The organism is Corynebacterium sp. CCM 9204 (assembly GCF_041357695.1).
Taxonomy (GTDB): Bacteria; Actinomycetota; Actinomycetes; order Mycobacteriales; family Mycobacteriaceae; genus Corynebacterium.
Genome location: NZ_JAUERX010000003.1, coordinates 321,217 through 347,228 on the forward strand (window position 1 = coordinate 321,217; position 26,012 = coordinate 347,228).

General features: G+C 64.1%; 19 protein-coding genes. 8 read left to right on the forward strand and 11 right to left on the reverse strand.

Annotation, left to right across the window (positions count from 1 at the left end; translation table 11 throughout):
• Positions 1-49: 49 nt before the first annotated feature.
• The gene (locus QWU43_RS07920) at positions 50-1,606 is read right to left on the reverse strand and encodes a VWA domain-containing protein (RefSeq protein WP_370917540.1); all 1,557 of its coding nucleotides are present in this window, start codon (positions 1,604-1,606) and stop codon (positions 50-52) included.
• Entirely contained in the window at positions 1,603-2,511 is a 909-nt protein-coding gene (locus QWU43_RS07925) for an ATP-binding protein (RefSeq protein ID WP_370917541.1), read from the reverse strand. Before QWU43_RS07925 ends, QWU43_RS07920 begins: the two co-directional genes overlap by 4 nt.
• Positions 2,512-2,625: 114 nt before the next feature.
• Here QWU43_RS07925 and QWU43_RS07930 point away from each other — a divergent pair, with 114 nt between their 5' ends.
• Together QWU43_RS07930 and QWU43_RS07935 are read left to right on the forward strand one after the other, a co-directional pair.
• On the forward strand, positions 2,626-2,865 hold the full coding sequence (locus QWU43_RS07930; protein WP_370917542.1) for a hypothetical protein: 240 nt from the start codon (positions 2,626-2,628) through the stop codon (positions 2,863-2,865).
• A 176-nt stretch (positions 2,866-3,041) separates the two neighbouring features.
• Positions 3,042-3,359: a hypothetical protein gene (locus QWU43_RS07935; protein ID WP_370917543.1), complete on the forward strand. Its 318-nt coding sequence runs from the start codon at positions 3,042-3,044 to the stop codon at positions 3,357-3,359.
• A 40-nt stretch (positions 3,360-3,399) separates the two neighbouring features.
• Here QWU43_RS07935 and QWU43_RS07940 read toward each other — a convergent pair whose 3' ends face one another.
• Complete coding sequence (locus QWU43_RS07940) at positions 3,400-6,681, reverse strand: cobaltochelatase subunit CobN (protein WP_370917544.1); 3,282 nt, start codon at positions 6,679-6,681, stop codon at positions 3,400-3,402.
• Positions 6,682-6,919: 238 nt separating this feature from the next.
• Here QWU43_RS07940 and trpS point away from each other — a divergent pair, with 238 nt between their 5' ends.
• A complete protein-coding gene (gene trpS, locus QWU43_RS07945; RefSeq protein WP_370917545.1) occupies positions 6,920-7,960 on the forward strand; it encodes a tryptophan--tRNA ligase in 1,041 nt (346 codons plus the stop codon).
• A gap of 64 nt (positions 7,961-8,024) precedes the next feature.
• Here trpS and QWU43_RS07950 read toward each other — a convergent pair whose 3' ends face one another.
• The 3 genes from QWU43_RS07950 to QWU43_RS07960 form a co-directional block, all read right to left on the reverse strand.
• Complete coding sequence (locus QWU43_RS07950; RefSeq protein ID WP_370917546.1) at positions 8,025-9,011, reverse strand: S66 peptidase family protein; 987 nt, start codon at positions 9,009-9,011, stop codon at positions 8,025-8,027.
• A 108-nt stretch (positions 9,012-9,119) separates the two neighbouring features.
• Positions 9,120-11,366, reverse strand: coding sequence for an Ig-like domain-containing protein (locus QWU43_RS07955; RefSeq protein ID WP_370917547.1), 2,247 nt, complete (start codon positions 11,364-11,366; stop codon positions 9,120-9,122).
• 50 nt (positions 11,367-11,416) lie between these two features.
• Positions 11,417-13,813, reverse strand: a complete 2,397-nt coding sequence (locus QWU43_RS07960) for an Ig-like domain-containing protein (protein WP_370917548.1) — start codon at positions 13,811-13,813, stop codon at positions 11,417-11,419.
• 356 nt (positions 13,814-14,169) lie between these two features.
• Here QWU43_RS07960 and yhjD point away from each other — a divergent pair, with 356 nt between their 5' ends.
• Entirely contained in the window at positions 14,170-15,252 is a 1,083-nt protein-coding gene (gene yhjD / locus QWU43_RS07965) for an inner membrane protein YhjD (RefSeq protein ID WP_370914447.1), read from the forward strand.
• Between the two features lie 74 nt (positions 15,253-15,326).
• Here the strand turns inward: yhjD and QWU43_RS07970 are convergent, their stop codons facing one another.
• The gene (locus tag QWU43_RS07970; protein WP_370914446.1) at positions 15,327-16,679 is read right to left on the reverse strand and encodes a D-alanyl-D-alanine carboxypeptidase family protein; all 1,353 of its coding nucleotides are present in this window, start codon (positions 16,677-16,679) and stop codon (positions 15,327-15,329) included.
• A gap of 115 nt (positions 16,680-16,794) precedes the next feature.
• Between QWU43_RS07970 and QWU43_RS07975 the strand changes: the two genes are divergently transcribed.
• Positions 16,795-18,066, forward strand: a complete 1,272-nt coding sequence (locus QWU43_RS07975) for an adenosine deaminase (RefSeq protein WP_370917549.1) — start codon at positions 16,795-16,797, stop codon at positions 18,064-18,066.
• A 99-nt stretch (positions 18,067-18,165) separates the two neighbouring features.
• Here QWU43_RS07975 and QWU43_RS07980 read toward each other — a convergent pair whose 3' ends face one another.
• From QWU43_RS07980 to QWU43_RS07990, 3 genes are all read right to left on the reverse strand, one after another.
• Positions 18,166-19,389 (reverse strand): hypothetical protein, encoded by a 1,224-nt coding sequence (locus QWU43_RS07980; protein WP_370914444.1) that lies wholly within the window; start codon positions 19,387-19,389, stop codon positions 18,166-18,168.
• Positions 19,390-19,451: 62 nt separating this feature from the next.
• The gene (locus QWU43_RS07985; RefSeq protein WP_370917550.1) at positions 19,452-20,375 is read right to left on the reverse strand and encodes an NlpC/P60 family protein; all 924 of its coding nucleotides are present in this window, start codon (positions 20,373-20,375) and stop codon (positions 19,452-19,454) included.
• Positions 20,372-20,656: a hypothetical protein gene (locus QWU43_RS07990; RefSeq protein ID WP_370914442.1), complete on the reverse strand. Its 285-nt coding sequence runs from the start codon at positions 20,654-20,656 to the stop codon at positions 20,372-20,374. Before QWU43_RS07990 ends, QWU43_RS07985 begins: the two co-directional genes overlap by 4 nt.
• Positions 20,657-20,735: 79 nt before the next feature.
• Here QWU43_RS07990 and upp point away from each other — a divergent pair, with 79 nt between their 5' ends.
• The 3 genes from upp (at position 20,736) to QWU43_RS08005 (ending at position 24,474) form a co-directional block, all read left to right on the forward strand.
• Positions 20,736-21,371, forward strand: coding sequence for a uracil phosphoribosyltransferase (upp, locus tag QWU43_RS07995; RefSeq protein ID WP_370914441.1), 636 nt, complete (start codon positions 20,736-20,738; stop codon positions 21,369-21,371).
• Positions 21,372-21,686: 315 nt separating this feature from the next.
• A complete protein-coding gene (locus tag QWU43_RS08000; protein ID WP_370914440.1) occupies positions 21,687-22,904 on the forward strand; it encodes a M20 family metallopeptidase in 1,218 nt (405 codons plus the stop codon).
• A 157-nt stretch (positions 22,905-23,061) separates the two neighbouring features.
• Positions 23,062-24,474, forward strand: coding sequence for an NAD(P)H-quinone dehydrogenase (locus QWU43_RS08005; RefSeq protein ID WP_370914439.1), 1,413 nt, complete (start codon positions 23,062-23,064; stop codon positions 24,472-24,474).
• Positions 24,475-24,489: 15 nt separating this feature from the next.
• Here the strand turns inward: QWU43_RS08005 and QWU43_RS08010 are convergent, their stop codons facing one another.
• A complete protein-coding gene (locus tag QWU43_RS08010) occupies positions 24,490-25,944 on the reverse strand; it encodes a short-chain fatty acyl-CoA regulator family protein (protein ID WP_370914438.1) in 1,455 nt (484 codons plus the stop codon).
• Positions 25,945-26,012: the final 68 nt, after the last annotated feature.

The window sequence follows — 26,012 nt, forward strand, 5'->3', positions numbered from 1 at the left end:
AGCGCCGGGATGAATCTCCGTCACCGTCTCGACCAACTGTTCCGCCTCATCACATCGCCGCAGTCCGGAGCCAGTCGACATCTCCTCCCGGACGGCCACGGTGCCCCGGGCCGCGTCGCCGACCTCGTCCCCGGCCCGCGTTCAGTGGAACGACATCCACGCTGTGGACGTTCGATGAGAGTTGACGCATGGCCCGCACGGCATCGGCGCGGGCGGCCTCTTTTCCCGTGGCGTGGAGACCGACGTTCGCGGCGCCGTCCGTGAGGATCAGTCCGCGGACCCGTCCGGGATCCTGCCTTCCGGCGATCTGGGCCGCCAGCAGCAGCGCCGAGGCCAGTGGTGTACCGCCGCCGGTGGGCAGGGAACGCACGCAGTCACGGGCACGGGAAACGGACTTCGTCGGCGGGAGCCCGACGTAGGCCTCCCGGCCGCGGGCGATGACGATCGCCACCCGGTTCCGCTGACGGTAGCCCTGTTCGAGTACTCCCAGTGCCACGGCCTTCGCCGTGCGGATCGCCCCGACGCCCATCGAGCCAGAGGCGTCGACGACGATGACGACCAGCTCGCCGCCCCGGGACAGGCGCACCTGGGTGCGCAGATCGTCCCGTTCCAGGAGTACACCGCGGGGATCGTCCGGGTTCGCGCGTCGCCGGACCGGCTGCCAGGGGGCCGCGGTCGCGAGCGTCGGCAACAGTGCGAGTGATTCACCCGGGTTCCGCATCGCCACGGAGCGGCGCGGTCGCCCGCGTGTTCGGGAAGGCTCGAGTGCGCCCCCGTCGCCCGGCCAGCGTGGCCCACGGGCCCGCCCCCGGCCGAGTCGCGGTGGCTGGGGAGGGGACTCCTCCCCGTCGGCGTCCTGTGGCGGTTCCTCCACGTCCCGGGGACGCGGCGGTTCCGGTTTCTCTTCCGGTTCCTGACCCGGCTCTGTGTCCTCCGGAGGCTCCGGTTCCTCTGTGGGCTCGTCAGGTGGCGGCGGTTGCTGTGCTGGTGGTGGGGAGTCCGGCACCCGGGGTGCGATGATCAGCGCGTGCACCGCGGCGAGGATTTCATCGGCACCGGCACCGGTCCGGGCGAGTGCCGTGGCGAAACGTGCGGCGGGGACGTCGAGGCAGTGGGCCGCGAGGCCGGAGGCGGTGAGAAGGTCCACGATCCGCTCGACAGGGACTTCCGCACTGGGAGTCGTGGTGTCGGCTTTGTTACTGATGACGCCGCGGGTAGGGGGGCCGTCGAGAAGCGAGCGGAGCACCGTGACCGATTCATCGCCAGCGTGGTCCGTCAACGGAAGGATCAGGTGGCAGCGGTCCAGCAGCGCGCCTGGCACCTCATTCAGGTCGGTGGCGCGGACGAGCACCCGGGGGCTCGTGATCGCGGCGGCCTGCTCTGCAGCGAGCACGTCACCGTGTGCCACCACCGCCGTCGGCGTGGACCCGGTGGTCCGGTTGATCTCCGGAAGCTCCATCCCGGGCGTGATCGACACACCCCCGGACAGTTCCCGGAGCGTCGGCCAGGCAGCGTCGACGAGGGCCGGGTCCCCGGTGACCACCAGCCCCACCCGCAGTGCACGAGCCCAGGCATCCAACCAGCGGCGCAGTTCGGAGGAGATCACGCCAGCACCGAATCCAGCCGTTCCTCCACGTCCGCGGGCGTCTCGAAGGCCTCGCGGGCGATACGATGCCGCAGACACAGCTTCGCGACGGCATGCACGTCCCGATCCTCGACCGAGGTCCTGGCATCGAGTGCGGCGTGCGCCGCGGCGGCCCGGCTGACCACGAGTTCAGCCCGGTGCCCGACGGTGCCCGCGGCGGCACAAACCTCGATGATCCGTGCCAGTAGTCCGTCATCGAGTGTCACCTCGGGCAGCAGGTCGCGGGCGGACACCACCCGCTCACCCAGGTCACCCTGCCGGGTGGACACGGACTCCAGGAAGGAATCCGGGTCACGGTCGAAGGCCAGACGGTTGCGCACGATTTCCAGGCGGACCGCGGGATCGGTGATGGTGGTGACCCACGTCGCCAATCCGAACCGGTCCTGCAACTGCGGCCGCAGATCACCCTCCTCCGGGTTACCCGACCCCACGAGCACGAACCGCGCCGGGTGGGTGTGCGACACGCCCTCACGCTCCACGATGTTCACCCCGGATGCCGCGACATCGAGGAGCACGTCCACCAGGTGATCGTCCAACAGATTGATCTCGTCGATGTAGAGGAAACCGCCGTGCGCGTCAGCCAACAGCCCCGGGCGGAACTTCGTCTCCCCGCGGGCGAGGGCGGCATCGATGTCGAGGGAACCGATTACCCGGTCCTCCGTCACACCCAGCGGCATGTCCACCACCGGAGTGCTCAGCCCCGCCCCTTCCAGAAGGGCACCGAGGGCACGCACCGTGGTGGTCTTCCCGGTGCCCCGGTCGCCGAGCGCTAGCACGCCGCCGATCAGTGGATCCACGGCACACAGCAGCAGGGCGGACTTCATCTCGTCCTGGCCGACGATTCCGGTGAACGGGTAAGTGGGCACTGGTCAGGGGCTCCTAGTCGGGGGACAGCAATGTACGGCATCAGGGTACCTTGCCGGGGCCGTGGCTCCGGCGAATGCGGTACCCGGCGCACCCGACGTTGCAGGGTACTGTCCGTGGTCTGCGAGGATGAGAATCGCAGGCGCGGTCCCCGGGGTACCGCGCGGGAACGGTCGATCACACCGGCGCGGATGGGAATCTACCTGGCTGCCGCCCAGGGGGACGGTGATCGGGTACGTGCACTGTATCTGTGGGACCGTGAGCTGGCGGCGGCCTTCTTCGCGGACCTCGCGATTCTCGAGGTGGCGTTGCGCACCGCGATGTCTGCCCGACTGAAAGGATGGATGGGGCTGTGAGTGGTACAGGAACCCAGACATGCCACTCGATGACCGGTCCCTGAACACCCCCCAGTACGCTGACGGAGAATCACGGAAAAGGCCGCGGACAGGCTCGTCGCACAGTGCATGTTCGGTTTCTGGCGTGGATTGTCCGACGCAGGGAGCTACACGGGAAAGAAACCACGGCGGATCAAATGCGACTACGAGGTGCTGTGGCGTGGTGTCCTCGTCAAGGCTTTCTCGGTGCCGTTCCCTGGCGAGGGGCCGAGAACCAACGCTGGAACCGGGAGTACGCCTTCGCCGTTGTCAGCAGGGTCAACGAACTCCGTAATAGGGTCGCCCACCACGAGCCGTTGATCAACGGGTTTCCCCTGCCGGGGCAGCGGATCCGTGTGTACGCGAAGGCGGCGCATGAGGACACCATGCGCCTGGCCGCGATACTCAACCGAGATCTGCACACGGTCCTGAGTTACCGGTCCAGGGTGCGGGAGATACTTGACGCCAAGCCGTGACGGTCTCCCAGCGTCGTGTCCCGGGGCACTCCGTCCCCGCTCACATCTCCTCGATACCCTCCAGCACCCCATCCAACTGGTCGGCGATGTCCTCCAACTGGTCGAGGGTGTCCGGGTCGGCGTCCCAGAGTCCCCGGTCGGCGGCCTCGAGCAGGCGGTTGGTCATGGAGTTCACCGCCGCTGGGTTGGCCTGCTGCATGCGCGCGCGCACGTCCTCGTCGAGGAGGAGGTTCTCGGCGGCGCGGTCGAAGACCCAGCCGTCGACGGTGCCGGTGGTGGCCTGCATGCCGAAGGTGTTCTCGAGCCTGGTCCGAACCTGTGCGACACCGGCGTAGCCGTGGGCGAGCTGCCCCTCGACCCACTTCGGGTTGAGCAGCCGGGTGCGTGACTCGAGCTGCATCGCGTCCCGGAGCGTGCCGACGTTGACGTCGGCTGCCCACGACTGGGAGACGAAGGATGCTGGGGCGTCGCCCCGGAGTTGGGTGATGGCACTGGTCACCCCGCCGAGGAACTCGAAGCAGTGGTCGATTCCGGCGATGGAAGTCTCTGCCGAGTCGATGTTCTGGAAGGTCGCGTCGACGGTGCCGAGCACCTTGCGCAGAACAGTGCCCGCGTCCGCGCCGTCGGCGCCGGTGCCCCAGGCGTGGCCCATGCGGGTCAGGTACATCTCGGCGAGATCCTCCTCGCCGTCCCAGTCGCTGGCCTGCACCAGCTTGTTCACCCCGGTGCCGTAGGACCCGGCCGCCGCGGAGAAGATCCGGGTCGCGGCCTCCACCGCCGTGGTGTCCATCTCCTCGGCGTGGGCGCGGGCGTGGGCGGCCAGGGGGTTGAGTTCATCGGGTTCGTCGAGTGCCGCGACGGCGCGCACCGCCTCGTCGAGGAGCTGCACCGGCTGCGGCAGCACGTCGCGGCACACGCCGGACAGGGTGCACACCACATCCACGCGGGGGCGCCCCAGCTCCTCGGGGGAAAGGATGCGGAAGGTGTCCACGCGGCCCCGGGGTCCGGCGATCGGTTCCACGCCGAGTAGCGCGAAGGCCTGGGCGAGGCCCTCGCCGCCGGTCTTGATGTTGTCGATGCCCCACAGCACGATCGCCACCGACTCCGGAAAGCTCCCGTGTGTGTCGACGTGCGCTGTGATGAGCTTCTCTGCGGTCTTCCTGCCTCGCGCGATGGCGGAAGCGGAGGGGACGGAGACAGGGTCGATGGCGTGCAGGTTCCGCCCCGTGGGCAGGGCGTCGGGGCGGCGTGCCGGGTCACCGCCGACGACCGGTGGGGTGTAGCCGCCCGCGAGTGCCCGGACCAGGGCGTCCAGTTCGGTGTTGGACTGCAGTTTCTCCTCCAGGTCGGCGAGGATCGCGGTGCGCTCCGCCTCGCCGGTGTCCGCGAGGTACGTGGCGGCGAGTTCCAGGGAGCGGGCCGTCTGCCGCTGCTCCATCGGACGACCCACGGTGTGCAGGCCGAGGGCGATGGGGGAGCGGCGTACCCGTTCCAGTTCGCGCCGCAGCGCGACCGGATCCTGTGCTTGGTCCTCGGTGAAGTCGGCGCGGAGCGCGGCGTCGATGATCTCCTGCGGCACTGGTCCCGGTCCCGTGTTGGAGTACAGGTGGGTGTCGAGAAGTTCGGCCAGTTCGTCCAGTGCGCCGTACAGTCCGGCGTCCGCCAGCGGCGGGGTGAGGTAGGTGATGAGGCTCGCCGCGGCGCGTCGTTTCGCGATGGTGCCCTCGCCCGGATTCGCCATCACATACAGGTAGTGGTGCGGAACGGAGCCGGTGAGCAGGACCGGCCAGTCGGCGGCGGCGAGCCCGGTCTGGCGGCCGGGCATGAACTCGAGCGCGCCGTGGGTGCCGAAGTGCAGCATCACGTCGTGGCCGAAGACGTGTTCCAACCACAGGTAGTAGGCGGCAAAACTGTGCGACGGCGTGGAGTCGTTCGCCATGAGCAGCTCAGCCGGGTCGGAAACGTCCCCGAACTGCGGCTGCACGCCAACGATGACGTTGCCGAAGCGGGCGCCTCGGATGATCAGGTCACGCCCGTCGGTGTCCACGGTCCCGGGCAGCCGTCCCCAGGGGGCGTCGATGCGCGCGGCGTGCTCACCCAGTACCCTCGCGTACTCGGTGGCCCGCCAGCGAGCGAGTTCGCTGGCCTGCGAGCGTGCTCCGCCTGCGCCGTCGCCAACGAGGATGTCCGTCAGTTCCTCGATGGTGTCCGGTACCTCGACGGTGTAGCCCTCGTCCTTCAGGCGATGCAGGAATGCGTGGAGGGAGGCGAAGACGTCGAGCTGCGCGGCGGTGCCGATGGTGCCGTCGCCGTCGTAGCCGAAGATCGTCACCGACACCTTCCGGTCGGCGGGCCGCGCCCGGCGTAGGTCGATAGTGCGGCGTACCCGTTCCGCCAGGCGCGTGACCGCCGTGTCGTCCGGGGTGAGGTGGTTCGTGTCTGCGTCGCGGCCCATGAACACCCACGGCACGGTGGCTCCCTCCAACTCGGGCACGGCGATGTTCATGCTCACCGCCGCGGGCCACAAGCCGACCGGCCCGGGGTCCGCGTGCCAGTCCGATAGCGTGCCACGCTGCAGGGGGACCGGGGTGAGCAACGGTGCGTCCGTCTCCTCGGCGAGCGCCACGCCTCTGTCGGTGGCGGGTGTCCCGTGATTACCGCAGGCGGTGAAGCCGGTGAGATTCAGCCACACGTCTACCCGGTCCTTCATGTCCTTCGGCATGTCCTCCGGGGAGCCGAGCCACGTGTGGGTGCCGACGCCCCGCCGGTGCAGGGCTTCCGCGACCGTGCGCAGGTAGCTGTCGTCACCCGCGGCGACGTTCAAGCCGGTTCCGATGATCCCGCAGGTGCCCACCGGGTGCTCTGGCCCGCGACCGGTGTCGAAGAGCCCGCGTGGGATGTCGTCGGGCATCGACCCCGGATCGAAATCAGTGTGGCCTGCGACCAGCGCGGACAATTGGCCCGCGTACACCAGTCGGCCCGGTGTGACCAGACGCAGCGCGAGCGCTATCCGCGCCTCCGGCGAAGGATCGCGTGGTGGACGCCCCATCCCGGTGCCGTGTGCCGTGGCGATCTGGAGGGACTGCGCCACCGGCGGGGAAGAGAAGAGGGGGCGCTCACCGACGGCGTCGAGAACCCGCTCCCCGAGCATCGGGCTCATCGCACCCTGGACCCACACCACGTCGGCCTCCGGGGGAAGATCATCGTCAAGTGGCACACGGATCAGGCGTACACCGTGCTCCCGGGCCAGTTCATCTGCGGCCCGTCCGATGGTGAGCAGTGCCGGGCCGGTGAAACCCCAGGCGACGATGGTGGTGGTCATGTGTGGTGCAGCTCCGTGTGGATGCGGTGGGTGGTGATCGTTCCCTACCTTAGTGGCCTCAAAATCAGTCGATGGACAGCTACCGACCCAGTCGGTCAAACTCTCGCAGAGGTTCACCACATCCCTGCGCCGCCGGCTTACTCCCGAAGTGACGGCTAACTGATCCTCGACTCAGCGGGAACACTGGCGGTCACCTTCTGTTGAACTCCGCCAACAGCCCCGGACTACAGTGGTGTCCATGAGTGAACAGAACCCTTCCGAGCAGAACCGATCCACGAAGAAGCAGCGCGTGCTGTCCGGTATCCAGCCGACCGCCGACTCCTACCACCTGGGTAATTACCTGGGTGCGCTGAAGCAGTGGATCAACCTGCAGGATGAGTTCGAGGCGTTCTATTTCATCCCTGATCTTCACGCGATCACCGTCGACCAGGACCCGAAGGAACTACGCGCCCGTACTGTCGGCGGTGCCGCGCAGCTCCTCGCACTCGGGATTGACCCGGAGAAGTCCGCACTCTTCGTTCAGTCCCACGTACCGGAGCACGCCGAACTCGCCTGGGTGCTCACCTGCCTCACCGGATTCGGTGAAGCGTCGCGGATGACGCAGTTCAAGGACAAGTCCACCAAACGTGGCGCGGACCGTACCTCCGCAGGACTGTTCGCCTACCCGATGCTCATGGCCGCTGACATTCTGCTCTACCGTCCGCAGCTCGTGCCCGTGGGCGAGGATCAGCGGCAGCACCTGGAGCTCACCCGCAACCTCGCGGAGCGCTTCAACGGCAGGTACAAGAAGACGTTTCCCGTGCCGGAGGGATTCATCCCCACCGGTGCGTCGAAGATCTATGATCTGCAGGAACCGACCGCGAAGATGAGCAAGTCAGGGGACAATCCCAAGGGGCTGATCAATCTGCTCGACGATCCGAAGGTCTCCGCCAAGCGGATCCGCAGCGCCGTCACCGACAATGACGGGGAGATCCGCTTCGACAAGGAGAACAAGCCGGGCGTGTCCAACCTCCTGGTGATCCAGTCTGGTCTGACGGGCACGAGCATCGATGATCTCGTCGCCGGTTACGAGGGCTCCGGCTATGGCGAGTTGAAGAAGGACACCGCCGAGGCTCTGGAGGCGTTCGTCACTCCGCTGCGCGCGAAGTATGACATGTACATGTCGGACCGCGCCGAGCTGGAGCGCGTGCTTGCGCAGGGCGCAGATCGGGCGCGTGAGGTGGCCTCCCGCACGCTCGCCGACGTCTACGAGAACATCGGGTTCCTGCGCCGCACCTAGCCCGGTTTGTACGTGTCGACGGCCGCGCCTCCCGGAGGTTCGCGGCCGTCGACACGTAGTGAGGTTAGCTCCCGGCGACCTCGTAGTGAGCCCAGATGCGCTGTTGTCGCCCGTCGAGGGTGATACGCCCGCCGTAGGGTACGACCAGTTGTGGCAGGGTGTGCCCGAAGGGAACCCCGAAGCAGCACACCGCGTGCGGGGCATAGTGGGCAATGGTGCCGAGAACGGTATCGCGCCAGGTGTCCGGGTCCAGAGTGTGCCCCTCGATATTGGTGGTGGGCGGCGCGGCAACGAGGACGCCCACCACCTGCCGGAGGAAACCGCGTTCGCCGAACGCCCGCACGATGTCATTGATACGCCCGGCGGGGGTGAGCTCTTCGGACGCCTCGAGCAGGAGCACCGTGCCGTCGATACGCTCTGGCAGTCGTCCGGCGATGGCGATCTGGTTGAGTACCTCAATGCACCCACCCCAGGTACGGCCGCTGACGCATTCCGCCGAGCCGGACCACTGCCACGGGATCGGGGCGTGGCGTGGGCCGTCCTCGGTGAGTGATCGGGGATCCTCCCAACTGATCCCCACGCTCGCTCCCCACGAGGGGGCGGTCAGTTCGATGCTCTCCCCGGCAAGAGCGGCGCGCAGGGTGCGGAGGTGGGCGTCGTCGATACCGCTGCCCGATCCCAGGTGCACCTGTGTGGAACCACCGTAGATGCTGGGGATACCCAGGTTGTGGAGGAAATTGTGCAGGTTGGTGTTGTCGCTGTAGCCGAAGAACGGCGTGGGGTGTGCCGCAATCAGGTCGGCGTCGAGATGCGGGATCACGGTGATCTGATCGTTGCCGCCGATGGTGGCGAAGATAGCGTCGATCGAGGGATCGGTGAACGCCGCGTGGATGTCGGCGGCCCGGTCCTCGGGCGTTGCGTTGAGTCTCCTCGTCGTGGGGTACTCGACGGGTTCCCAGCCCAGTCCTCGCATCCGGGACATGGCCTGCTCATGGATGTCGGGGAACACGGCGGGCACGGCGAAGGCAGGGGAGAGCACGGCGATTCTCATGGAGGTCAGTGTAAGGGAGAGAATCGGGTCTCATGTCGGTGGGAACAACAGCTATGGCCCGGCACGATGTGTGCCGGGCCATAGCGGAGAAGCGGTCAGGAAGAGGTATCAAGCCTTTCCGAAACCGAGTCCGGCGAAGAAGCTCTGAATTGCGGCAAGGATCTTCGAGAGGGTGTCCGTGAACGATGCAAGTCCCAGGAAACCGAACAGTTTCTGAAGGAAGGAACCTGATTCCCCGGCGGAGGATCCTCCGGGCAGGGTGGGATCGCCGGGGGCGCCGGGCCCGGGGACCACGACGTTGCGGGCTTCCACGGTGAAGGTCAGCGGTTCAGACTGAGAAGGCGTGTAGGTCGCGGTGGTGATGCCATCGGTCTGGACCTCTCCACCTCCGAATAGCGCATGGACGGTGACGTCGCCGGGGCTGCTGAAGACATGCCGGAAGGCGGCGGTTTTCGATGCGGGGTCGAGATCTGCGGTTCCGAGAAGGACATCGTCGGCGTAGAAGGACACGGTTCCGCTGATTGTGTCGTTGCCGGTGTCGACGGTTGCCGTGAACTCTGCTTCGTCACCGGCGGTGAGCTTGCTGCCCTCGACGGGAACGGTGCGGGTCAGTGTGGTCTGGGAGGTGCGGGTTTCCGGGCCGTCGACGGTCAGGGTTCGACCATCTGATTCCGCTGAGCTGTAGTGGCGGTTGTCCCCTGCGATACGTTCTGGGGAGAAAGCGGTGAAGGTGATGTCACCGGACTGGCGGATCTGATGGGTCAGCGTGGCAATTCCGTCTCCATCGGTGGTGGCGGTCCCGATGCGTACACCGTTGCTGCGGAAGATCACCTCGGCGCCCTCGGGTGTGCCTCCGAACGCGGTGTACTGTGCCCGCAGCGTCACGGTGTCACCGAGTGATGCTTGTTTTGGCTCAAGGTTCAGCGTGATGTCACCCTGTGCGACGGGGACGATATCTACCTGGGTATCTGCGGTGGCTCCCGTGAAATGTACGGAGTCTGTCGTGTGGTCGTTGACCGTGGCGGAGACGGTATGTCTGTGCGCTTCGTTGGTCACGAACGCCAGGAAAGAAGCCGTGCCATTGTTGATTCTCACACTACCGAGATTGATGTCGTCGATGCGGAAATTCACGGTGAGCCCATCAGGGAGTGCAGACCCGTCATCGGACCCGACCGTGGCAGTGAGTATTACCGGTATATTCGTGACGTCCGAGATGAGCAGGTCGTCATAATCGGGAACAGCGTTGAGGGAGATGGTGCCCTGAACTTCATCCAGGGCTTTGGGAGCGACAATGACAGGGACTGTCTCAGAGGCGGTGGAAGGGCGGTAGATACCATCCACTCCGAGGTAGGTGGCCGTTGCCTCATAAACGGCAGGCTCCCTGCCTTCAGGGACCGGGAGTTGGATGTCGGTGATTCTGGCGCGTCCGTCAACCACCTCTACCTCTTCACTCTGATCGCCGACGGTGAAACGCACCTTACCGTGTGAGATCGCTGAACCGTCCGGGTGGTTGACCTTGACAGACAGGTCATTTGAGATGAGGTGGGGGTTGTCGTAGAAAAGTTCGATTGGATCGGTCTTGATGAAGGTAACGGCGGAGTCCACTGGGCCGACGACCGTGTTGCCCAACTCAGCACCGGCGGCGTCGGCCGTGCAGTTGATACCGTCATTGTTGAAACCCCACCACGAACCCGGGCGGACTTCGATCAGGGAGAGGGTGGATACCTTGTCGCCGCCTCCCGCGTTACGGAGCCCCGTGGTGATGGTTGTACCGGAGGTCTCCGGGGCGGTCATGGTGATCATCACGCCGGGCAGGCGGAAGTGAGCGCCCTTCTCCGCGGTGAGTCCCGTGGCCGCGTTGTTGCCGTTGTCCGCCTTGGGGCCGTTGTCGATGGTGAGGTTACCGGCGGAGATGCGGGCGAAACGGCCGTCAGGTGTTTCCTCCCCCTTGTGGTTCACCCGGATCACGGAAATCTCGGCGTTGGTGCCCTGCACATTGCTTCCCTGGTCTGCAAGCTCCACCTTCTGGATGGTGCCGGTGGTGGGGAGCGCAATGTCGTAGCGGATGCGGCCGAGCTGTTCCTCGGTGCTCCACTCCCCGGGTTGCAGTGTGATGGTGAAGGTTTCTCCGGGTTTGACGATCTCCGGATAGGTGGCGCTGATCATTTCAGGACTCAGGGACACATCCTGCTTGTTATTTCCCCAAAAGGCGAAATCATGCTCGCAGGAATAGGTGACCTCGGTGTGCCGCGTGGTGCTCTCGAGCTCGGCGGCTGCGGCCGTGGCCTGACTGATTCCCAGCACCAGGCACAGCGCAGCTCCCGCTGCTGTGGTGGTGCGAATAATGGCGTTCATTGTTGCTCAGTTCTCCCGTGGAGTGCGTGGTGTGAATGATGGAGGGTGTTTTAGGAGGATCCGCCGAAGAGCTTCGCGAAGAGGCTCTGCAGCCACGCCCAGAAGGGGGCGATGAGGGCGAGCAGCGCCGAGAAGGGGTTCGTCCCTTCCTCACCGGTGGGGGACCCGGAGCTGATGGTGATGTCGGAGCTGCCGCCCGGTGCCTGCGTGCCTCCGGTGACGGTGACCGTGTGGGTTCCGGTCGCGGTGACACCGTTGTCACCGGTGAACGTGACCGTGACAGTGCGTTCACCACCGTGGACGAAGGTCAGGTTGACCGTGGACTTCCCTCCGGACACCGGCATGGTGATGGCCCGGCCCTCACCGTCGACCAGCTCTTCACCGTCGACCGTGAAGGAGAGGGAACCGGATACCGCCTGCGCCGGTCCGCTGTCCGGGGTGACGGTGACGGTGAGGGGGAGCGGGGTGTCGGCTTCGATCGTCGATGGCGCCTCGATGCCGACGCTGGCGGATTCGAAGTTGACCGTCGTGACCTCGACGGTGATGGATTGCGTGACTCCCTTAGTCGAGGAGCCTTCTGCCGGAGTGAAGCTGAGAGACACCGGCTGGGTACCGCTGCGCGTGAACGTCAGCGGTAGCGTCGCGGTACCGGCGGTGACCGGAACGGACGTGGAGCGGCCCTCGTGGGTGGCGGTGAGGGTTCCGTCGGCGGCGGGAGTCACGGTGACCCCGAATGATGCCTCCTCGAAGGGGCGGACCAGATCCGGTGCCTCAAGCGCGAACGATGATTCCGTCGCTGCCGCGGTGAGCGTGAACTCCGAGGTGGCTGCCGTTTGCGTGTCGTCGCCGGGAGCGAATGCCGCGGCGATGGTGAAGGAATCCGCCCGGTCCGGGGTGAAGGTGAAGGTGGCGGTGTTGTCGCTCACCTCGACCTTGCGGCTGGTTCCGTCAACGGTGAAGGTGACGGTGCCGGTTGCGGTGGTGGTGCCGTCGACGGGCTGGAGTTTCGCGATGATCGTGGTCTGTTCGCCCGGTCGGACCGTACTCTCCGGTCCTTCGAGTGTGAGGACGGTGTAGGTGGCGTCGGTGATGGTGATGTTCGAGCGTATCTCTGCCTCTGCGAACAGTGATCCTTCGGCAGGGGTGAACGTGGCGATGAGTTCATTCTCACCGGGCGTAGTCGGAACAGTCAGTGACGTGCTGGCGCGGCCGTTCTTCACGGGGACAGTCACCGCGTCGTTGTCATCGAAGCGGAAGGCGATGGTTCCGCTGGCGGTGGGGTCCACTGTGGCAGCCACGGTGATGGAGGTGTCCGCCCGGGCGGCATCGGGAGCCACGATCGAGAGTTTCGAGTCCTGTCCTTGTACCTGGACCCGTGTGGTGGAGGTTGAGGGATTGAACCGGCGGGGCTTGCCCGGGGTGAATGTGGTGGTGAGCTCATGGGTGCCCACGGAAGGGAACGTGAGCTCGGCGGTGGCGGTGCCGTTCGCCACCGGAGCCTGGACCGTGGAGCCTCCGATGGCGAAGGTGACTGTTCCGTTGGCCTGTTCAGGAGTCACCTGTGCGGTGACGGTGGTAGGAATGCCCGCCGTGGCTTCGGAGGCGGATACGGCCAGGCCCGTGTCGACGGCGGGTCCGCTGTCGACCACCCGGACTGTCGCTAGCGCGGAAGCCTGGGGTGCAATCGCGGCATCCTTGTTCTCTCTCGGGGTACAGCGTGTCGGCGCCCAGAAGGTGCCGCCTACGAAGGGAACTGGGACATTGATCTTGGCGAGCATCGTGAGGAAGTTCTCGTCGGAGCCATAATTTTGTGCGGCTCCGGCAGTCCTTACCCCCAGGGGTACTGTGCCGGCCTGCTCTGCGCGGAACCTGAGCGTTACGACGGGAAACCTCATATCGATTTTGCCGTTCTTCACCACATGTTTGACCCCACCCGATGCATCTGTGCTGGCGTTGGGGCCATTACCGATGGTCGCGTTGTCTGCACTGGTTACACGAAGGAACCGTCCGTTTTCGTCCTCCCGTCCCCGCTCGTTGATCCGCTTGATCTGGAGGCCTGTGAGGTTGGAATCACTGGTGTCCAGGCTGTTGTCCAGGTAGGTCAGTCCATCGGGAATGGCTACATCGAGTTTGATGCGGGAGAGCTCGTTGATCGTGGCGCCCGCGGGGAGCCCGCTGACGTTGATCTGTACGGGTCGGATAGAAATCTGTGCCGTGAAGTCCTCCCCGATGTCGACGGATTCGGGGGCGATGATGTCGACGGTCACGCCTTCTGCACCAGTGGAGAAGTCCTGTGCTCCGGCGAGGCTGGTCTTCGGGATTGCCTGGCATGTGAGGGGGATTGTCGTTGTGGTCGTGCTCTCCGCGGCGAAGGCACCCGGTGCGAGTAGAAGGCTGCCGACCAGAGACACAGTTGTAACGGTGGCGAGGTGGGGGATCCGTGGCATGTGTGAGTGTCCTTGGGTAGGGAGACGAAACTGAGACAGAGTCATTGTGGTCATTATGCCCGCTTATACATAGAATAAAAGTAGTATTTAGGGGCGGAATACACTCTTCCTCTCGTTGAAAGGGCACGTTAATCCCATGGAAATACTGTTAGCTACATGGTTAGATGGTGTTTATCTTCAGTGTTGCGAGCTGTGTTCTGGGTGCATTGTCTGACCCCCCTGTGTATTCCCCTATATAGGGGTTCGGTGCGATCTGATGGTTGGCCGTGAGTCCCGGGTTTTCCTTGAGCGGGTCCTATGCCTAGGCTGGGGTTGCTCCATCTCCACAACCAAAACCCCGCGAAGGACAATACGCCGTGGCCTCATCCAAGACAGCTCCAAAGCAGACCGACGAGTTTGGCATTGAGCGGGTCAATCAGGACGATCCAGGGTTTCTACAGCAGTACCGGGACAAATGGCCCTGGTTCGATCACATCATGCGGATGCAGGAGCGGTATGGGGAGATGGGCGGAAACCAGTACGCCGCCGGTATCACCTATTTTTCGGTGCTCTCGATGTTTCCCATCCTGATGATTCTCTTTGCCACGGTCGGTTTCATCCTGGCGAATAATCCGGATGCTGTCGTTCAATTGCAGCAACGGATCAGTGAGTCGGTGTCCGGTGACGTCGGAGAACCCGTGAACCGGATCCTTGAGACAGCCATTAGTCAGCGCTCCACTGTCGCAGGTATCGGTGGTCTGACTGCACTGTGGTCCGGTCTGAACTGGATGAACCACCTCCGCTACGGTGTCTCCAAGATGTGGAAGTGTGATCCTTCCGAAGGAAACATCGTGAAGCGCAAGCTACGGGATCTCGCCGGGCTTATCGGGCTGTTGCTGGCGCTGATCCTTGCGTTCGGTGTGACCGCGGTGGGGGCTTCTGGTCTAACGGTGACGCTCTTGGAGAAAGTGAATCTCGATGGTATTCCCGGTATCTCGGTGATCGTCTATCTCGTCGCGCTCATCGTGGGCCTGATCACCAACTTCTGTGTGTTCTTCTGCCTCATCAAGTTCCTGCCGCGCACCGGCGTCCCCAGGGTTTCCGCGGTCAAGGGTGCGCTCATCGGTGCCGTGGTCTTCGAGGCGTTCAAACAGATCGGTTCGGTGTTTTTCTCCAAGGCACTGAGTAACCCGGCAGGCGCTACCTTCGGTCCGATCATCGGCGTGATGGTCCTCCTGTTCTTCGTCTGGCGGATCCTGCTCTACTGCTCGGCGTGGGCAGCAACGACGGCGGAATCGCTGAAGAAGACCCGGACCCCGATCCCGGAACCTGCGGTCATCCGGGTACGTAACGACGTTGACCCAATTCCGGACACAAAGGCGTCCGTTGCTCTGGTGGGGGCCGGTGCGGCGATCGGTGCCGTCGGAATTGCCGTGGTGAAGAAGATGCTGCGGCGATAGTTTTCCGGCACTGTTCGTCCTAGGGGCGGGGCGGAGGTGCAGCGTGATGGCGACCTTCGGCCTCTTTTCCGATTTTAGCGCCGGGGCACCGATCCAGGGCGACGATCTGTGCGGCGTGCACGGTTCCTCTTTGATAGCACACGGTTCAGTGCGATCCCGAACAGGAGAGCTCCGAGGAAGATACCTCCGACGGCCATCGCGGCCACCTTCCATGCAGGAAGTCGGAGGGTCACGGTGCGGGGGTCGGTCTCCGCACCGGACGTTGATGGTGCGGGCTCCGGTGTCGGTGACGTCATGGTGGAGGCAGTCGACGTCGGGGCAGCGGGGGCGAGTTTCTCGACGACGCCGACACTCTGCTGTGGTGGTACGGCGTAACCGGCGTTGAGAAGGCGCTGTGCCTGTTCCCACGGGCGCCCCTTGTCCGTGGTGGTGTCCAACACGACCGTCGCCAGACGTCGGCCGTGTCGCTCCATCGCACCGACGAACGTGTGCCTGGCGTCATCGGTAAAACCGGTCTTTCCGCCGATGGAGTCCGAATCGTTGAGCAGCAGATGATTGTCATTCCACACCTGGTAGCTGTCACCGTCGGGCGCTCCGGGGAAGTCCACATGATCGGTGCGGACAATGCGGGCGAACACCTCATTTTCCCAGGCAGCCCGATAAGCCAGAGCCATGTCGAACGCCGAGGTCGACATTCCGGGTCCGTCAAGACCGGAATATGTGGCGACCCGGGTGTCCTGAGTCCCCAGGTCCAGTGTTTTCGTATTGATGAGCTCTAGCGTGCGCTCGTCGCCACCGAGCTCCTGAGCGAGGGCGTGTGCCGCATCATTTCCTGATGCCATGAGCAGTCCCTGCAGGAGTTGCTCGACGGTGTAGCGGCCACCTTCCACGATTCCCACGCGGGAGCCCTCCATCGCTGCGGAATCGTGTCCGATGGTCACTTCGCGGTCCAGGTCAAGGCGGTCCAGAACGACGAGGGCAAGGAGAACCTTGATGATTGATGCCGGTCGATAGCGACCGTGCGGGTCCTTGGCCGCGAGCACATCGCCGGAATCGAGGTCGAACACAATCCAGGAGGTGGCAGTCTGGTCCTCCGGCACGATGAAAGCCGGAGCCGCCACGACACCGCATGCAGACATCTGCGGTCCGCCTGCGTGTGTGGCGGGAACCGGGAGGAGACTCGGTAGGGGAGCGCCTGCAGCGGGAACTTCCGAGGCGTCGACTGGTGCTGCCGGAGTCGTTGCCCAGGGGCAGTCATCGGTGACCGGTGCCGTGAGACGTCCGGAGAGGGCGGTCTGCGGAGGAGCGGTCGGTGTCGCCAGGGTGCCATCTTGCGCATGAGCTGCACCTGTGAAACCGGTGGCGAGGATCAGGAGCGAGGATGTCACGGCGACGGTGACCGGAGCTCGGCGAACATGTGGAGACATGCTTAGCCACGATAGTCCCGTTCAGCTCCCATGCGGATTCAAACTCCCCACGAACCGGGGACGGCACTGTTCGGGTCGAGTACTCCTCGCCCCGAACGCCAGGTAGATTGTGTCCATGTACTCGATCGCGCAAGGTTCTCCCGAATACAGCCCCCGGCACAAGCGACTCAGTCGGGAGACTATAGCCGCACTACCGAAGGTCGTTCTGCACGATCATCTCGATGGAGGGCTACGTCCCGGCACAGTCATTGACCTGGCCGCTGACTGTGATTACAGAGGTCTGCCCACGGGGAATCCTGAGGAGCTCGCCCGTTGGTTCGTCAACTCCGCGGACTCGGGGTCACTGCCCGCGTATTTGGAGACGTTCGCACACACCTGCGCGGTGATGCAGACCACGGCTGCGCTGCACCGGGTGGCCCGGGAAGCAGTGGAGGATCTCGCCGCAGATGGAGTTGTCTATGCGGAACTGCGATTTGCCCCGGAACAGCATCAGGAACAGGGACTCGGGCTGCAGGAGATCGTTGACGCAGTCGTCGACGGGTGCATGGAGGGGGAGAAGACCTCCCATCTGTCCGGGCACACGATTCACGCACGGGTGATCCTGTGCGCGATGCGGCACGCGGACCGGGCCCGGGAGATTGCCGAACTTGTCGCCTCCAACACAGGTTCCGACTCTCCCGGACGTGGGTACGTCGTCGGGTTCGACATCGCCGGAGCGGAAGCTGGTTTCCCACCCGCGTGCTGCGCGGGAGCATTCGCCGTACTACGGGAGGATCTCGTTCCCTTCACCATTCATGCCGGGGAAGCCGCAGGCATTGATTCACTGGCGGACGCAGTTTCCCAGGGAACCTGGCGGATCGGGCACGGCGCACGGTTATTCGAGGATTTCAGCGCGGGTATCGACGGTATAGATCCCGGCCGCGTTTCATCCTATGTTCGCGACCGTGGGATCGCCCTGGAGCTGTGCCCGAGCTCCAATGTCCAGACGGGAGTCATCGACGAGATTACGGACCATCCACTTCCCCTGCTGCACGGACTTGGATTCGCCTGCACCGTCAACACCGACAACAGACTCGTCTCCGGAACCTCCATGACGGAGGAGATGATGTTACTCGTCGAGACGTTCGACTATGGGATTCCCGAACTCTTTGACCTCACCGTCACCGCGATCGCCTCGGCCTTCATCCCTGAACTTCAACGGCGGGAGATCCTTGAAGGACTCATCGTTCCGGGATGGGAGAAGACGACGATTGACGATGCGGCCAGTGATGAGGAGGAGTCAGACAGATCGATGGACTCGGAGAGAAGCGGCTCTGTTTCCGCTTTTGAGGGGATAGATCCCGGGCTGCTCGCGGAACTCGGGATCGACCCGACAGATCTGGATTAGTCACTTGCTGGGCACGGGGAAGGACGTCCGTGCCACCCACCGCCGCCACGGAGCCACTGCAGGATATCGTCAGCGCTCCCCCGTAGCGGCGGGCGGTGATCAGAACCTGCTGAATCGGCCCACGAGGCCGTTTTCCAGGCTTCTCCAGCCTTCGGCTTCCGCAGTGTACGGGGCTGAGGGGATGTATCCGGACGATCCCCCCAGCATGTAGGAGATGTACTCCTGCAGTGCGGGATTCGCTACGAGTACGGAGTTCACGGCATCGTCACGGGCCCAGTCCGCCGCGTCCGCGAGGAGCTCGTAGGCCTGGCGCATCTGCTCGGTATCGACCGCGTTCGGCCCCTTCATGATGTCTTCTGTCAGTCCGGTGAACACATAGGTGTTGTCGGCGTGTGCGGTGACGTCAAGTGTTCCACCATTGACACCGTCCATGATCTCGGACCAGGTAGCGGTCGCAGCCAGGTCGTGCTCGTCGTGTTCTGCGAGCCAGCGAAGCATCGCCCTGCGATTGCTGAAGGTATAGATCTGGCCGAAATGTCCGAGGAACACTGGCTGCCCGTCGACGTAGGTGCGCAAGGTGTAGAGTGTCCGTCCCTCGATGGCGATCTTCACTGGGTCGATGCCCGCTGTACCCCACAACGAGACGTCGTACGGATCGACCTTCTCCGCTGCGTTTTCGACGGCCGACTCTTCCTCGATGCGGGCCTGTTCGCGGGCTTCCACTGCGGCGTCGACTTTTGCCTGCGCGGCGTCGACCACTGAGGAGTCCTGCTCGGGGATGATGTAGCAGCCGTCAAGTTCGTCGACGATCCGGTCCCAGTTGCTGAGAACAGCACGACCGACCGCGGACCATTCAGAATCGCCGTTCTCCACCGCATAATGGTCCGCACCACGTTCGACGTTGGCGAGCACCGAATACGAGGAGAAGAAAGAACCGATCGTGGTGGAGCCCGTTACATCGCCCAGTGAACGTGTAACGGCGAACGCGCGCTCGACACCGGTGACGTTGTCATGACTAGGACGCCCCGCGAGGAGTTCGGGCACGCCGATAATGTCACAGTATCCCCGCTTGCCGGGAACGACCCGCGTCGAATCCTCATGCTGGAAGGCGGACCACTTCGGGTGATCCCGCAGATCGTGCCGGGAGTCGGACTCGATGAATGCAAGGAGTTCTCCCGTGGACCGGAAGAGATAGACATCATCCCCGTCGCCGAGGAACGCCTGCCATTCCTGGCCGTGTTCCCTCCACTTCGGAGCCCAGAGGGTGAGGAAGTCTCCCTCAGTTAGGGAAACGGTGATCGGGACGATGCCTTGTAGTGCCATGGCTGTAAATCCTAGCCTGACGTTTCCTACGCCGTCACCCACCCCACCCCGCAGTGGATGCGTCACCCGGTGGGCCGCCAGAATCCGTAGAAATCCATCCCACCGTTGGTGGTGCGCAGCGGTGAAATCTCTACCGGGCTCCCGGCTTCAACGATTCTTCCGTTTCCGATGTACATCGCGACGTGCCCGTTCCACACCACCAGATCACCTTCGGTGAGCTCGTCTGAGCTGACCTGCCTGCCGACGGTCTGGTGCTCGGCCAGACGTGGGAGCTCGACTCCCGCCTGGCGCCATGCCCAGCTCGTCAAACCGGAACAGTCGAAACCGTCGGGGGTAGATCCACCCCACACGTAGGGCGTGCCCACCATCGAGAGAGCCGCCTCTGCGGCACGTCGGCCTGCACCCGAATCCGAGGGAGAAACCCGGCCCGGGTTCGGTGGGAGGGGGAACGTTTTGCCCACAGGGGCCGGTGCGGATCCGGGACCATCGGATGGGACAACCTGCGGCAGGTGTGTTTCCGTGGCAGCGAGTTCACGGAATCTGGACACATGCGGGCGAAGTTCCGCCTCCATTCGGAGAACTCGGGCCACCGCCGCGCTGATCGCTGCCCCGGTGATCGTTGCGATGCGGACTACCGCAGAAAGGGCGGTGGCCGGATTCGGGGTGAGGACGAGGGGCGCGACGAGTCGGACGTCACGAAGTGCCGCGGTGGCGATCCCGGTGAGGTCCAGCCGGGCGGCATTGAGGACCACCGCCGCCCGGACGGTGGTTGTGGCGAAGGAAGCGCAGTCCGCAGTCAGTGACATGGTTTCGCTCACGAGCTGCTGCGCATCGGTGCCGAACATCTCGGCGAGTGGGGAGGCCGAGGAAACATCGGGTACATCGAGTACGGGTGGGTGGAGTTCCGGTGGCAGTAGTGAAGAGATGGTGTCCAGTCCGCTGAAGACACCGGCCAGGGGGTCGAGGGTAGGGAGGATCGGGTTCATGCCCTGAGCCCCGCCGCCAGCCCTCTGTCTGCCTCCACGGCTGCGTCGATGTGCCCACCGGGACCCCCGTGTACCTCTACGAGAGCACGGATGTGGTCGGTCACGGTGGTTCGACGTCGGTTCAGCGTCCGGGATGCATCGGTGAACGCGGAGATCAGATCGCTGGTCCCGGGAGTCTGGGGTGGAACACGTGTTTCGCAGTTGGGGGTTGTGGCGGCACGGTGGGCAAGATCACGCACCAGAGCACGGGCGTGTTCGGGATCGAGTCTGAGAGTGTTCATGCACCATGAGACCGGAAGTAGCGTGAATGAGGTTCCCGACGGATTTCCGGTGTGCCTGGCGTGGCTTAGGATTGTGCTCATGGACATCACAATCGTCGACCACCCTCTGGCGGCAGCCCGCCTGACCATCATGCGGGACCGCCGCAGCGACAACTCCGTGTTCCGTGCGGCGCTGCGGGATTTGGGCGCGATGCTCATCTACGAGGCAGCCCGGAATCTGGCGGTGGAGACGTTCAACACCGAAACCCCGGTGTCCACCGCAACCGGAACCAGGCTCCGTAAGCCTCCGATCATCGTGCCGGTGATCAGGGCGGGCCTCGGAATGATTGACCCCGCGCTCTCAATGATCCCCGACGCGCAAGTGGGATTCATCGGCATCGCCCGAGATGAGGAGACTCACGAGCCGGTGCCGTACCTGGAGGCTCTTCCCGAGGATATGTCCGAGGAGACGGTGTTCATCGTCGATCCGATGCTTGCCACCGGGGGGTCTCTTCTGCATTCCCTGAAACTCCTGTGTGACCGCGGAGCAACGGACATCACCGCCGTTTGCATGGTGTCCGCACAGCCCGGAGTTGATGCGCTGGCGGAATCGGGGTATCCGGTCCGGTTGGTCACCGCGACCATCGACCCGGATCTCAACTCCGCCGCCTACATCGTCCCTGGCTTGGGTGACGCCGGGGATCGGCTCTACGGTCCGCGCAATATTCACTTGTAGGATGTACCGACCCCTGGTGCAAGTGAGATACCACGGCCGGGGGTGTGACCTCGCGAACAGAGGGGGTGGGCCGTTCTCATGGCGAGGTACGGTGCCTTACGGCATCTGCGCCATCGCTGATGTTCACCGTTCGCCGGGTGGTTGGGGCGGTGCAGGCTGGTTCAGCCGTCAAATATAGAATTACGGAGGAACTGCCGGACGGTTTCCCGCAGTGTGCGACGGAGGGTTCCCACGGGAGTGGTAACTCCGTCACATTCCAGGGTTTCGCCCGCGTGGTCGAACATTTACGTATATCCGAAAGCGTGAGAGGATCAGATGAGTATCCGGGCACAGGTCGACGGTTGGCTGACCGAGCACACCGATGAGCTGACCCGGTGGCGGAGGCACCTGCACACGTATCCCGAGCTGAGCCACATGGAGTATGGCACCACCGAGTGGATCGCGGAGACCCTTGCCGGATACGGGATGGAACCGAAGCTGTTCCCGGGAACCGGGCTCATGGTCGACATCGGGCCGGACACCGGGCACCGGATCGCTCTACGTGCGGACATTGATGCGCTCCCCATCGAGGAGAAGGCACCGGTAGCCTTCTCATCCAGGACAACCGGTGTCATGCATGCCTGCGGGCATGACGTGCACACTGCAATCGTGATGGGGGCGGCGTGCGCGCTGCATGCCGCCGACCTCAATCACGGGGTCCGGATCATCTTTCAGCCCGCTGAGGAGGTCATGGACGGCGGCGCCCCGGATGTGATCGAGTGGGGCGGGCTTGAGGACGTCTCATCGATCTTCGCTGTCCATGTCGAGCCGAAGTTGCGGACCGGGAAGATCGGTCTGCGCACGGGTGCGATTACCTCGGCGGCGGATATCCTTGAGGTTAACGTCCACGGGCCGGGCGGGCACACCTCCCGTCCACAGATGACCGCAGATGTCGTCTACGCATTGTCGAGTGTGGTTACCCAGCTTCCGGCGCTGTTGAGCCGTCGACTTGATCCGCGAACGGGGACTGTTCTCGTTTTCGGTTCGATCAACGCCGGTTATGCAGCGAACGCGATCCCCGAGGACGGCCGGATCTCCGGGACTCTTCGGACTGCGGACATTGGGGTATGGCGGTCTGCGGAACCACTGATCACGGAGCTGATCGGGCAGATCATCGCCCCGACCGGGTGCACGTATGAGGTGGTCTACACGAAGGGTGTGCCCCCGGTGATCAATGATGACGTGGCGACGGCGCTGATGGCGAACGCCGCCCGCGGTATCGACGCCCACTCCATCGTTGCCGCTCCGCAGTCGTCGGGTGGTGAGGATTTCTCCTGGTACCTCGAACATGTTCCGGGATCGATGGCGAGACTGGGCTGCTGGTCCGGATCTGGCCGCCAGTTCGATCTGCACCAGGGTGATTTCGTGGTGGATGAGCGGTGTCTCGGAGTCGGGGTGCGGTTATTCGGTGCCGTTGTGGATGGTTATTCACGCGAGATGAACAAGGACGTCCAGCGTCCTGTCGGACCGGACGGTTTTCTGCCCACCAGGTGACCCCGAGAGGGGCGGGTGCAGGGGAGCCTGCACAGCCGGTGCATTACACTGCTCCCAGGGCAGCCCACACAGCCCGTGGGGCGGCTTTGCCGCGCGCACGTGGAGTGGCCCGAAACTGACGCACTGACTACACCCGAAGCGTATCTGGAGGAGACCTGTGTCCAAACGAATAGTGATCATCGGCGGTGGCCCCGCCGGCTACGAAGCCGCGCTCGCAGGCTCGAAGTACGGCGCCGACATCACCCTGATCGAGGACCAGGGGCTCGGTGGGTCCGCGGTTATCCATGACTGTGTTCCCTCGAAGTCCTTCATCGCTGCGACGGGTATCCAGACGGATCTCCGTCGTGCGGATGACATGGGATTGGAGCGAACGGACACCTTTAACCTGCTCCAGGTCAGCGAGATCAATGAACGTGTGAAGAACCTCGCGTCAGCGCAGTCTTCGGACGTGCGCAGGCAGATGGTGTCCGCCGGGGTGCGGGTGATTGACGGGCGTGCACGTTTCGATGATTACAAGCCCAAGCAGAGCACCCACTACATCGCTGTCACACCGAATGACGGTGGCCCTGATCAGGTTATCGAGTGTGACCTCGTTCTCCTCGCAACAGGTGCATCGCCGCGTGTTCTCCCGGGGGCTCAACCTGACGGGGAGCGGATCCTCACCTGGCGTCAGGTCTATGACATCGATGAGCTTCCGGAACACTTGATTGTCGTCGGCTCCGGTGTCACGGGGGCCGAGTTCGTCTCCGCCTTTGCAGAGCTGGGGGTGAAGGTGACCATGGTTGCCTCCCGGGATCGGATTCTCCCGCACGATGACGCGGATGCTGCCGATGTCCTGGAAACCGTGCTGGCTGAACGCGGTGTCTCCCTGGAGAAGCACGCCCGGGTGGAGTCCGTGACGCGCACCGATGACGGTGGGGTCTGCGTGCGGACAACCGACGGCCGCGAGATTTTCGGTTCCCATGCTCTGATGACCGTTGGCTCTGTGCCGAACACACGGAATCTCGGGTTGGAGAGCGTCGGTGTCGAAACCTCTCCGTCTGGGCACATCATCGTTGATCGGGTGTCGCGCACCTCCGTGGCGGGTATCTACGCAGCGGGTGACTGCTCCGATCTTTTTCCGTTGGCCTCAGTCGCAGCCATGCAGGGGCGTGTGGCGATGTACCACGCGCTCGGTGAGGGAGTGAGCCCGATCCGGCTGAAGACAGTGGCTACCGCGGTATTCACCCGTCCGGAGATCGCTGCGGTCGGGCACACTCAGAGTGACATCGAATCCGGGGAGGTCACAGCCCGGACCATCGTGCTGCCGCTCACGACGAACCCGCGGGCCAAGATGCGTTCCCTACGCCATGGTTTCGTCAAACTCTTCTGCCGCAGGAACTCCAGCCTCGTCATTGGTGGTGTCGTCGTCGCGCCGACCGCGTCTGAGTTGATTCTGCCGATCGCGGTTGCTGTGACCAATCGGTTGACGGTCGACGATCTCGCGAATACCTTCTCGGTGTACCCGACGCTCTCCGGATCGGTGACGGAGGCGGCTCGTCAGCTCGTGGCTCACGATGATCTGAGCTGACTTCCCAGGTCTTCCTCAGCGGCGGCAGTTCCGCAGGTTTTCTCCGGAGGGGGTGAAGGCGCGGTAGGGCTCATCGGGGGAATAGCGTTCGTCGATGTCGAGGGTGAGTCCTGTCGCGGGGAATGCTCTCTGCCGACAATGCCCGCGGGGGCAGGTGCGGCAGCCGGAACCGATGGGGGTCGCGGAGTCCGGGCTGAGATCCAGTCCACGTGAATACACCAGTTTAGGGGCCTGATCGAGGTCGCATCCGAGCCCGATGGCGAATTCGCGCGGTACCTCGCCGTAGGACCGGCTGCGACTGCGGATGGTTCGTGCGACCCAGAGATAAGTTCGACCGTCGGGCATCGACGCGATCTGGCGGACGATGTGTCCGGGGTTCTCGAATGCCCTGTGGACGATCCACAGCGGGCAGGATCCTCCGGTCCTGGAGAAATGAAATCCGGTTGCCGACTGCCGTTTCGAGATATTGCCAGCGCGGTCCGTACGGACGAAGAAGAAGGGAACGCCCTCCCGTCCCGGGCGCTGGAGAGTGGACAGACGGTGCGCGGTGGTCTCGAACCCGGTTCCGAAGTGTGCGGCGATTCGGTCGATGTCGTTGTCTGTGGTTTGTGCGGTGTTGAGGAACTCGGTGTACGGCATGACGACGGCTGCGGCAAAGTACTGTGCCAGACCGAAGCGCCCGAGTTCCCGTGACTCCGTGGTGGGGAGTTCTGGGTCGTCCGCCAACCGTGTCAGGAGATCTCCGTGGACCAGGAACGCGAGTTGGAGAGCGAGTTCAAAGGTCTGCTGGGCCTCGGTGAGATCTGCCCGGAGGCGGACCTGCCTGGTTCCGTCGTCGAAGATACGGCGGGGGCCGTGGTCATGGGCGTTGAGACGGACGGTGACGCCGTGGGCTTCGTCGAGTAAGGCGAGGAGTCGGGTGAGCCGTAGACCTGGCCGCCCCAGGGTCGCCGCGAATCCTTCTGCGAGGTCATCCAACTCGGTGATGTGATTCCGGCGCGCGTAGAAGTAGTCACGGACATGCTCATAGGCGGATGTGCTATCGGCTGCAAGAGTCCTGTATTGAATCTCTCCTGGTGTCATGGGGGTGGAAGTGGGGGAGGCATCCGTTTTCTCATCGCCCGTGGGTAGACGTTGGGTCAGTCGGAGGATTCCGCGTGCCATTTCCGGATGGCGCTCGGCGAACTCCACGAGTTCCGCGTCATCGAGTCCGGAGGTTCCGGCAATGGTCATTACTTCCTTGAGGGCGGCGACCATGCGGGAGTTTGACTCTGGGGCGAAGTAGGAGACGTCGACGTTGAAGGTGCGGACGAGGGCCATCAACGCGGTAGCCGTCAACGGGCGGGCATCATTCTCCAGTTGATTGAGGTAGCTGGTGGACAGTCCGATGCGCCGGGCCATCTCCGCCTGGGTGAGGTTCTCCGCTCGGCGCAGCGTCCGGATGCGTGCCCCCGCGTACATCTTCTCCATGGGTGTCACTTCCTGATAATGCTGCCGTGGCCTGACATTTTTGCGAACTTTGCGAAAAGGCCTGTTCG

Excerpts from the sequence above, each read along its gene's own strand:
- QWU43_RS07975 (WP_370917549.1), top strand. The coding sequence starts at position 16,795 with ATGTACTCGATCGCGCAAGGTTCTCCCGAATACAGCCCCCGGCACAAG.
- QWU43_RS07950 (WP_370917546.1), bottom strand. The coding sequence starts at position 9,011 with ATGAGAATCGCCGTGCTCTCCCCTGCCTTCGCCGTGCCCGCCGTGTTC.
- upp (WP_370914441.1), top strand. The coding sequence starts at position 20,736 with ATGGACATCACAATCGTCGACCACCCTCTGGCGGCAGCCCGCCTGACC.
- QWU43_RS07960 (WP_370917548.1), bottom strand. The coding sequence starts at position 13,813 with ATGCCACGGATCCCCCACCTCGCCACCGTTACAACTGTGTCTCTGGTC.
- QWU43_RS07980 (WP_370914444.1), bottom strand. The coding sequence starts at position 19,389 with ATGGCACTACAAGGCATCGTCCCGATCACCGTTTCCCTAACTGAGGGA.
- QWU43_RS07935 (WP_370917543.1), top strand. The coding sequence starts at position 3,042 with ATGCGACTACGAGGTGCTGTGGCGTGGTGTCCTCGTCAAGGCTTTCTC.
- trpS (WP_370917545.1), top strand. The coding sequence starts at position 6,920 with ATGAGTGAACAGAACCCTTCCGAGCAGAACCGATCCACGAAGAAGCAG.
- QWU43_RS08010 (WP_370914438.1), bottom strand. The coding sequence starts at position 25,944 with ATGGAGAAGATGTACGCGGGGGCACGCATCCGGACGCTGCGCCGAGCG.
- QWU43_RS07955 (WP_370917547.1), bottom strand. The coding sequence starts at position 11,366 with ATGAACGCCATTATTCGCACCACCACAGCAGCGGGAGCTGCGCTGTGC.
- QWU43_RS08000 (WP_370914440.1), top strand. The coding sequence starts at position 21,687 with ATGAGTATCCGGGCACAGGTCGACGGTTGGCTGACCGAGCACACCGAT.
- QWU43_RS07970 (WP_370914446.1), bottom strand. The coding sequence starts at position 16,679 with ATGTCTCCACATGTTCGCCGAGCTCCGGTCACCGTCGCCGTGACATCC.
- QWU43_RS07940 (WP_370917544.1), bottom strand. The coding sequence starts at position 6,681 with ATGACCACCACCATCGTCGCCTGGGGTTTCACCGGCCCGGCACTGCTC.
- QWU43_RS07985 (WP_370917550.1), bottom strand. The coding sequence starts at position 20,375 with ATGAACCCGATCCTCCCTACCCTCGACCCCCTGGCCGGTGTCTTCAGC.
- QWU43_RS07990 (WP_370914442.1), bottom strand. The coding sequence starts at position 20,656 with ATGAACACTCTCAGACTCGATCCCGAACACGCCCGTGCTCTGGTGCGT.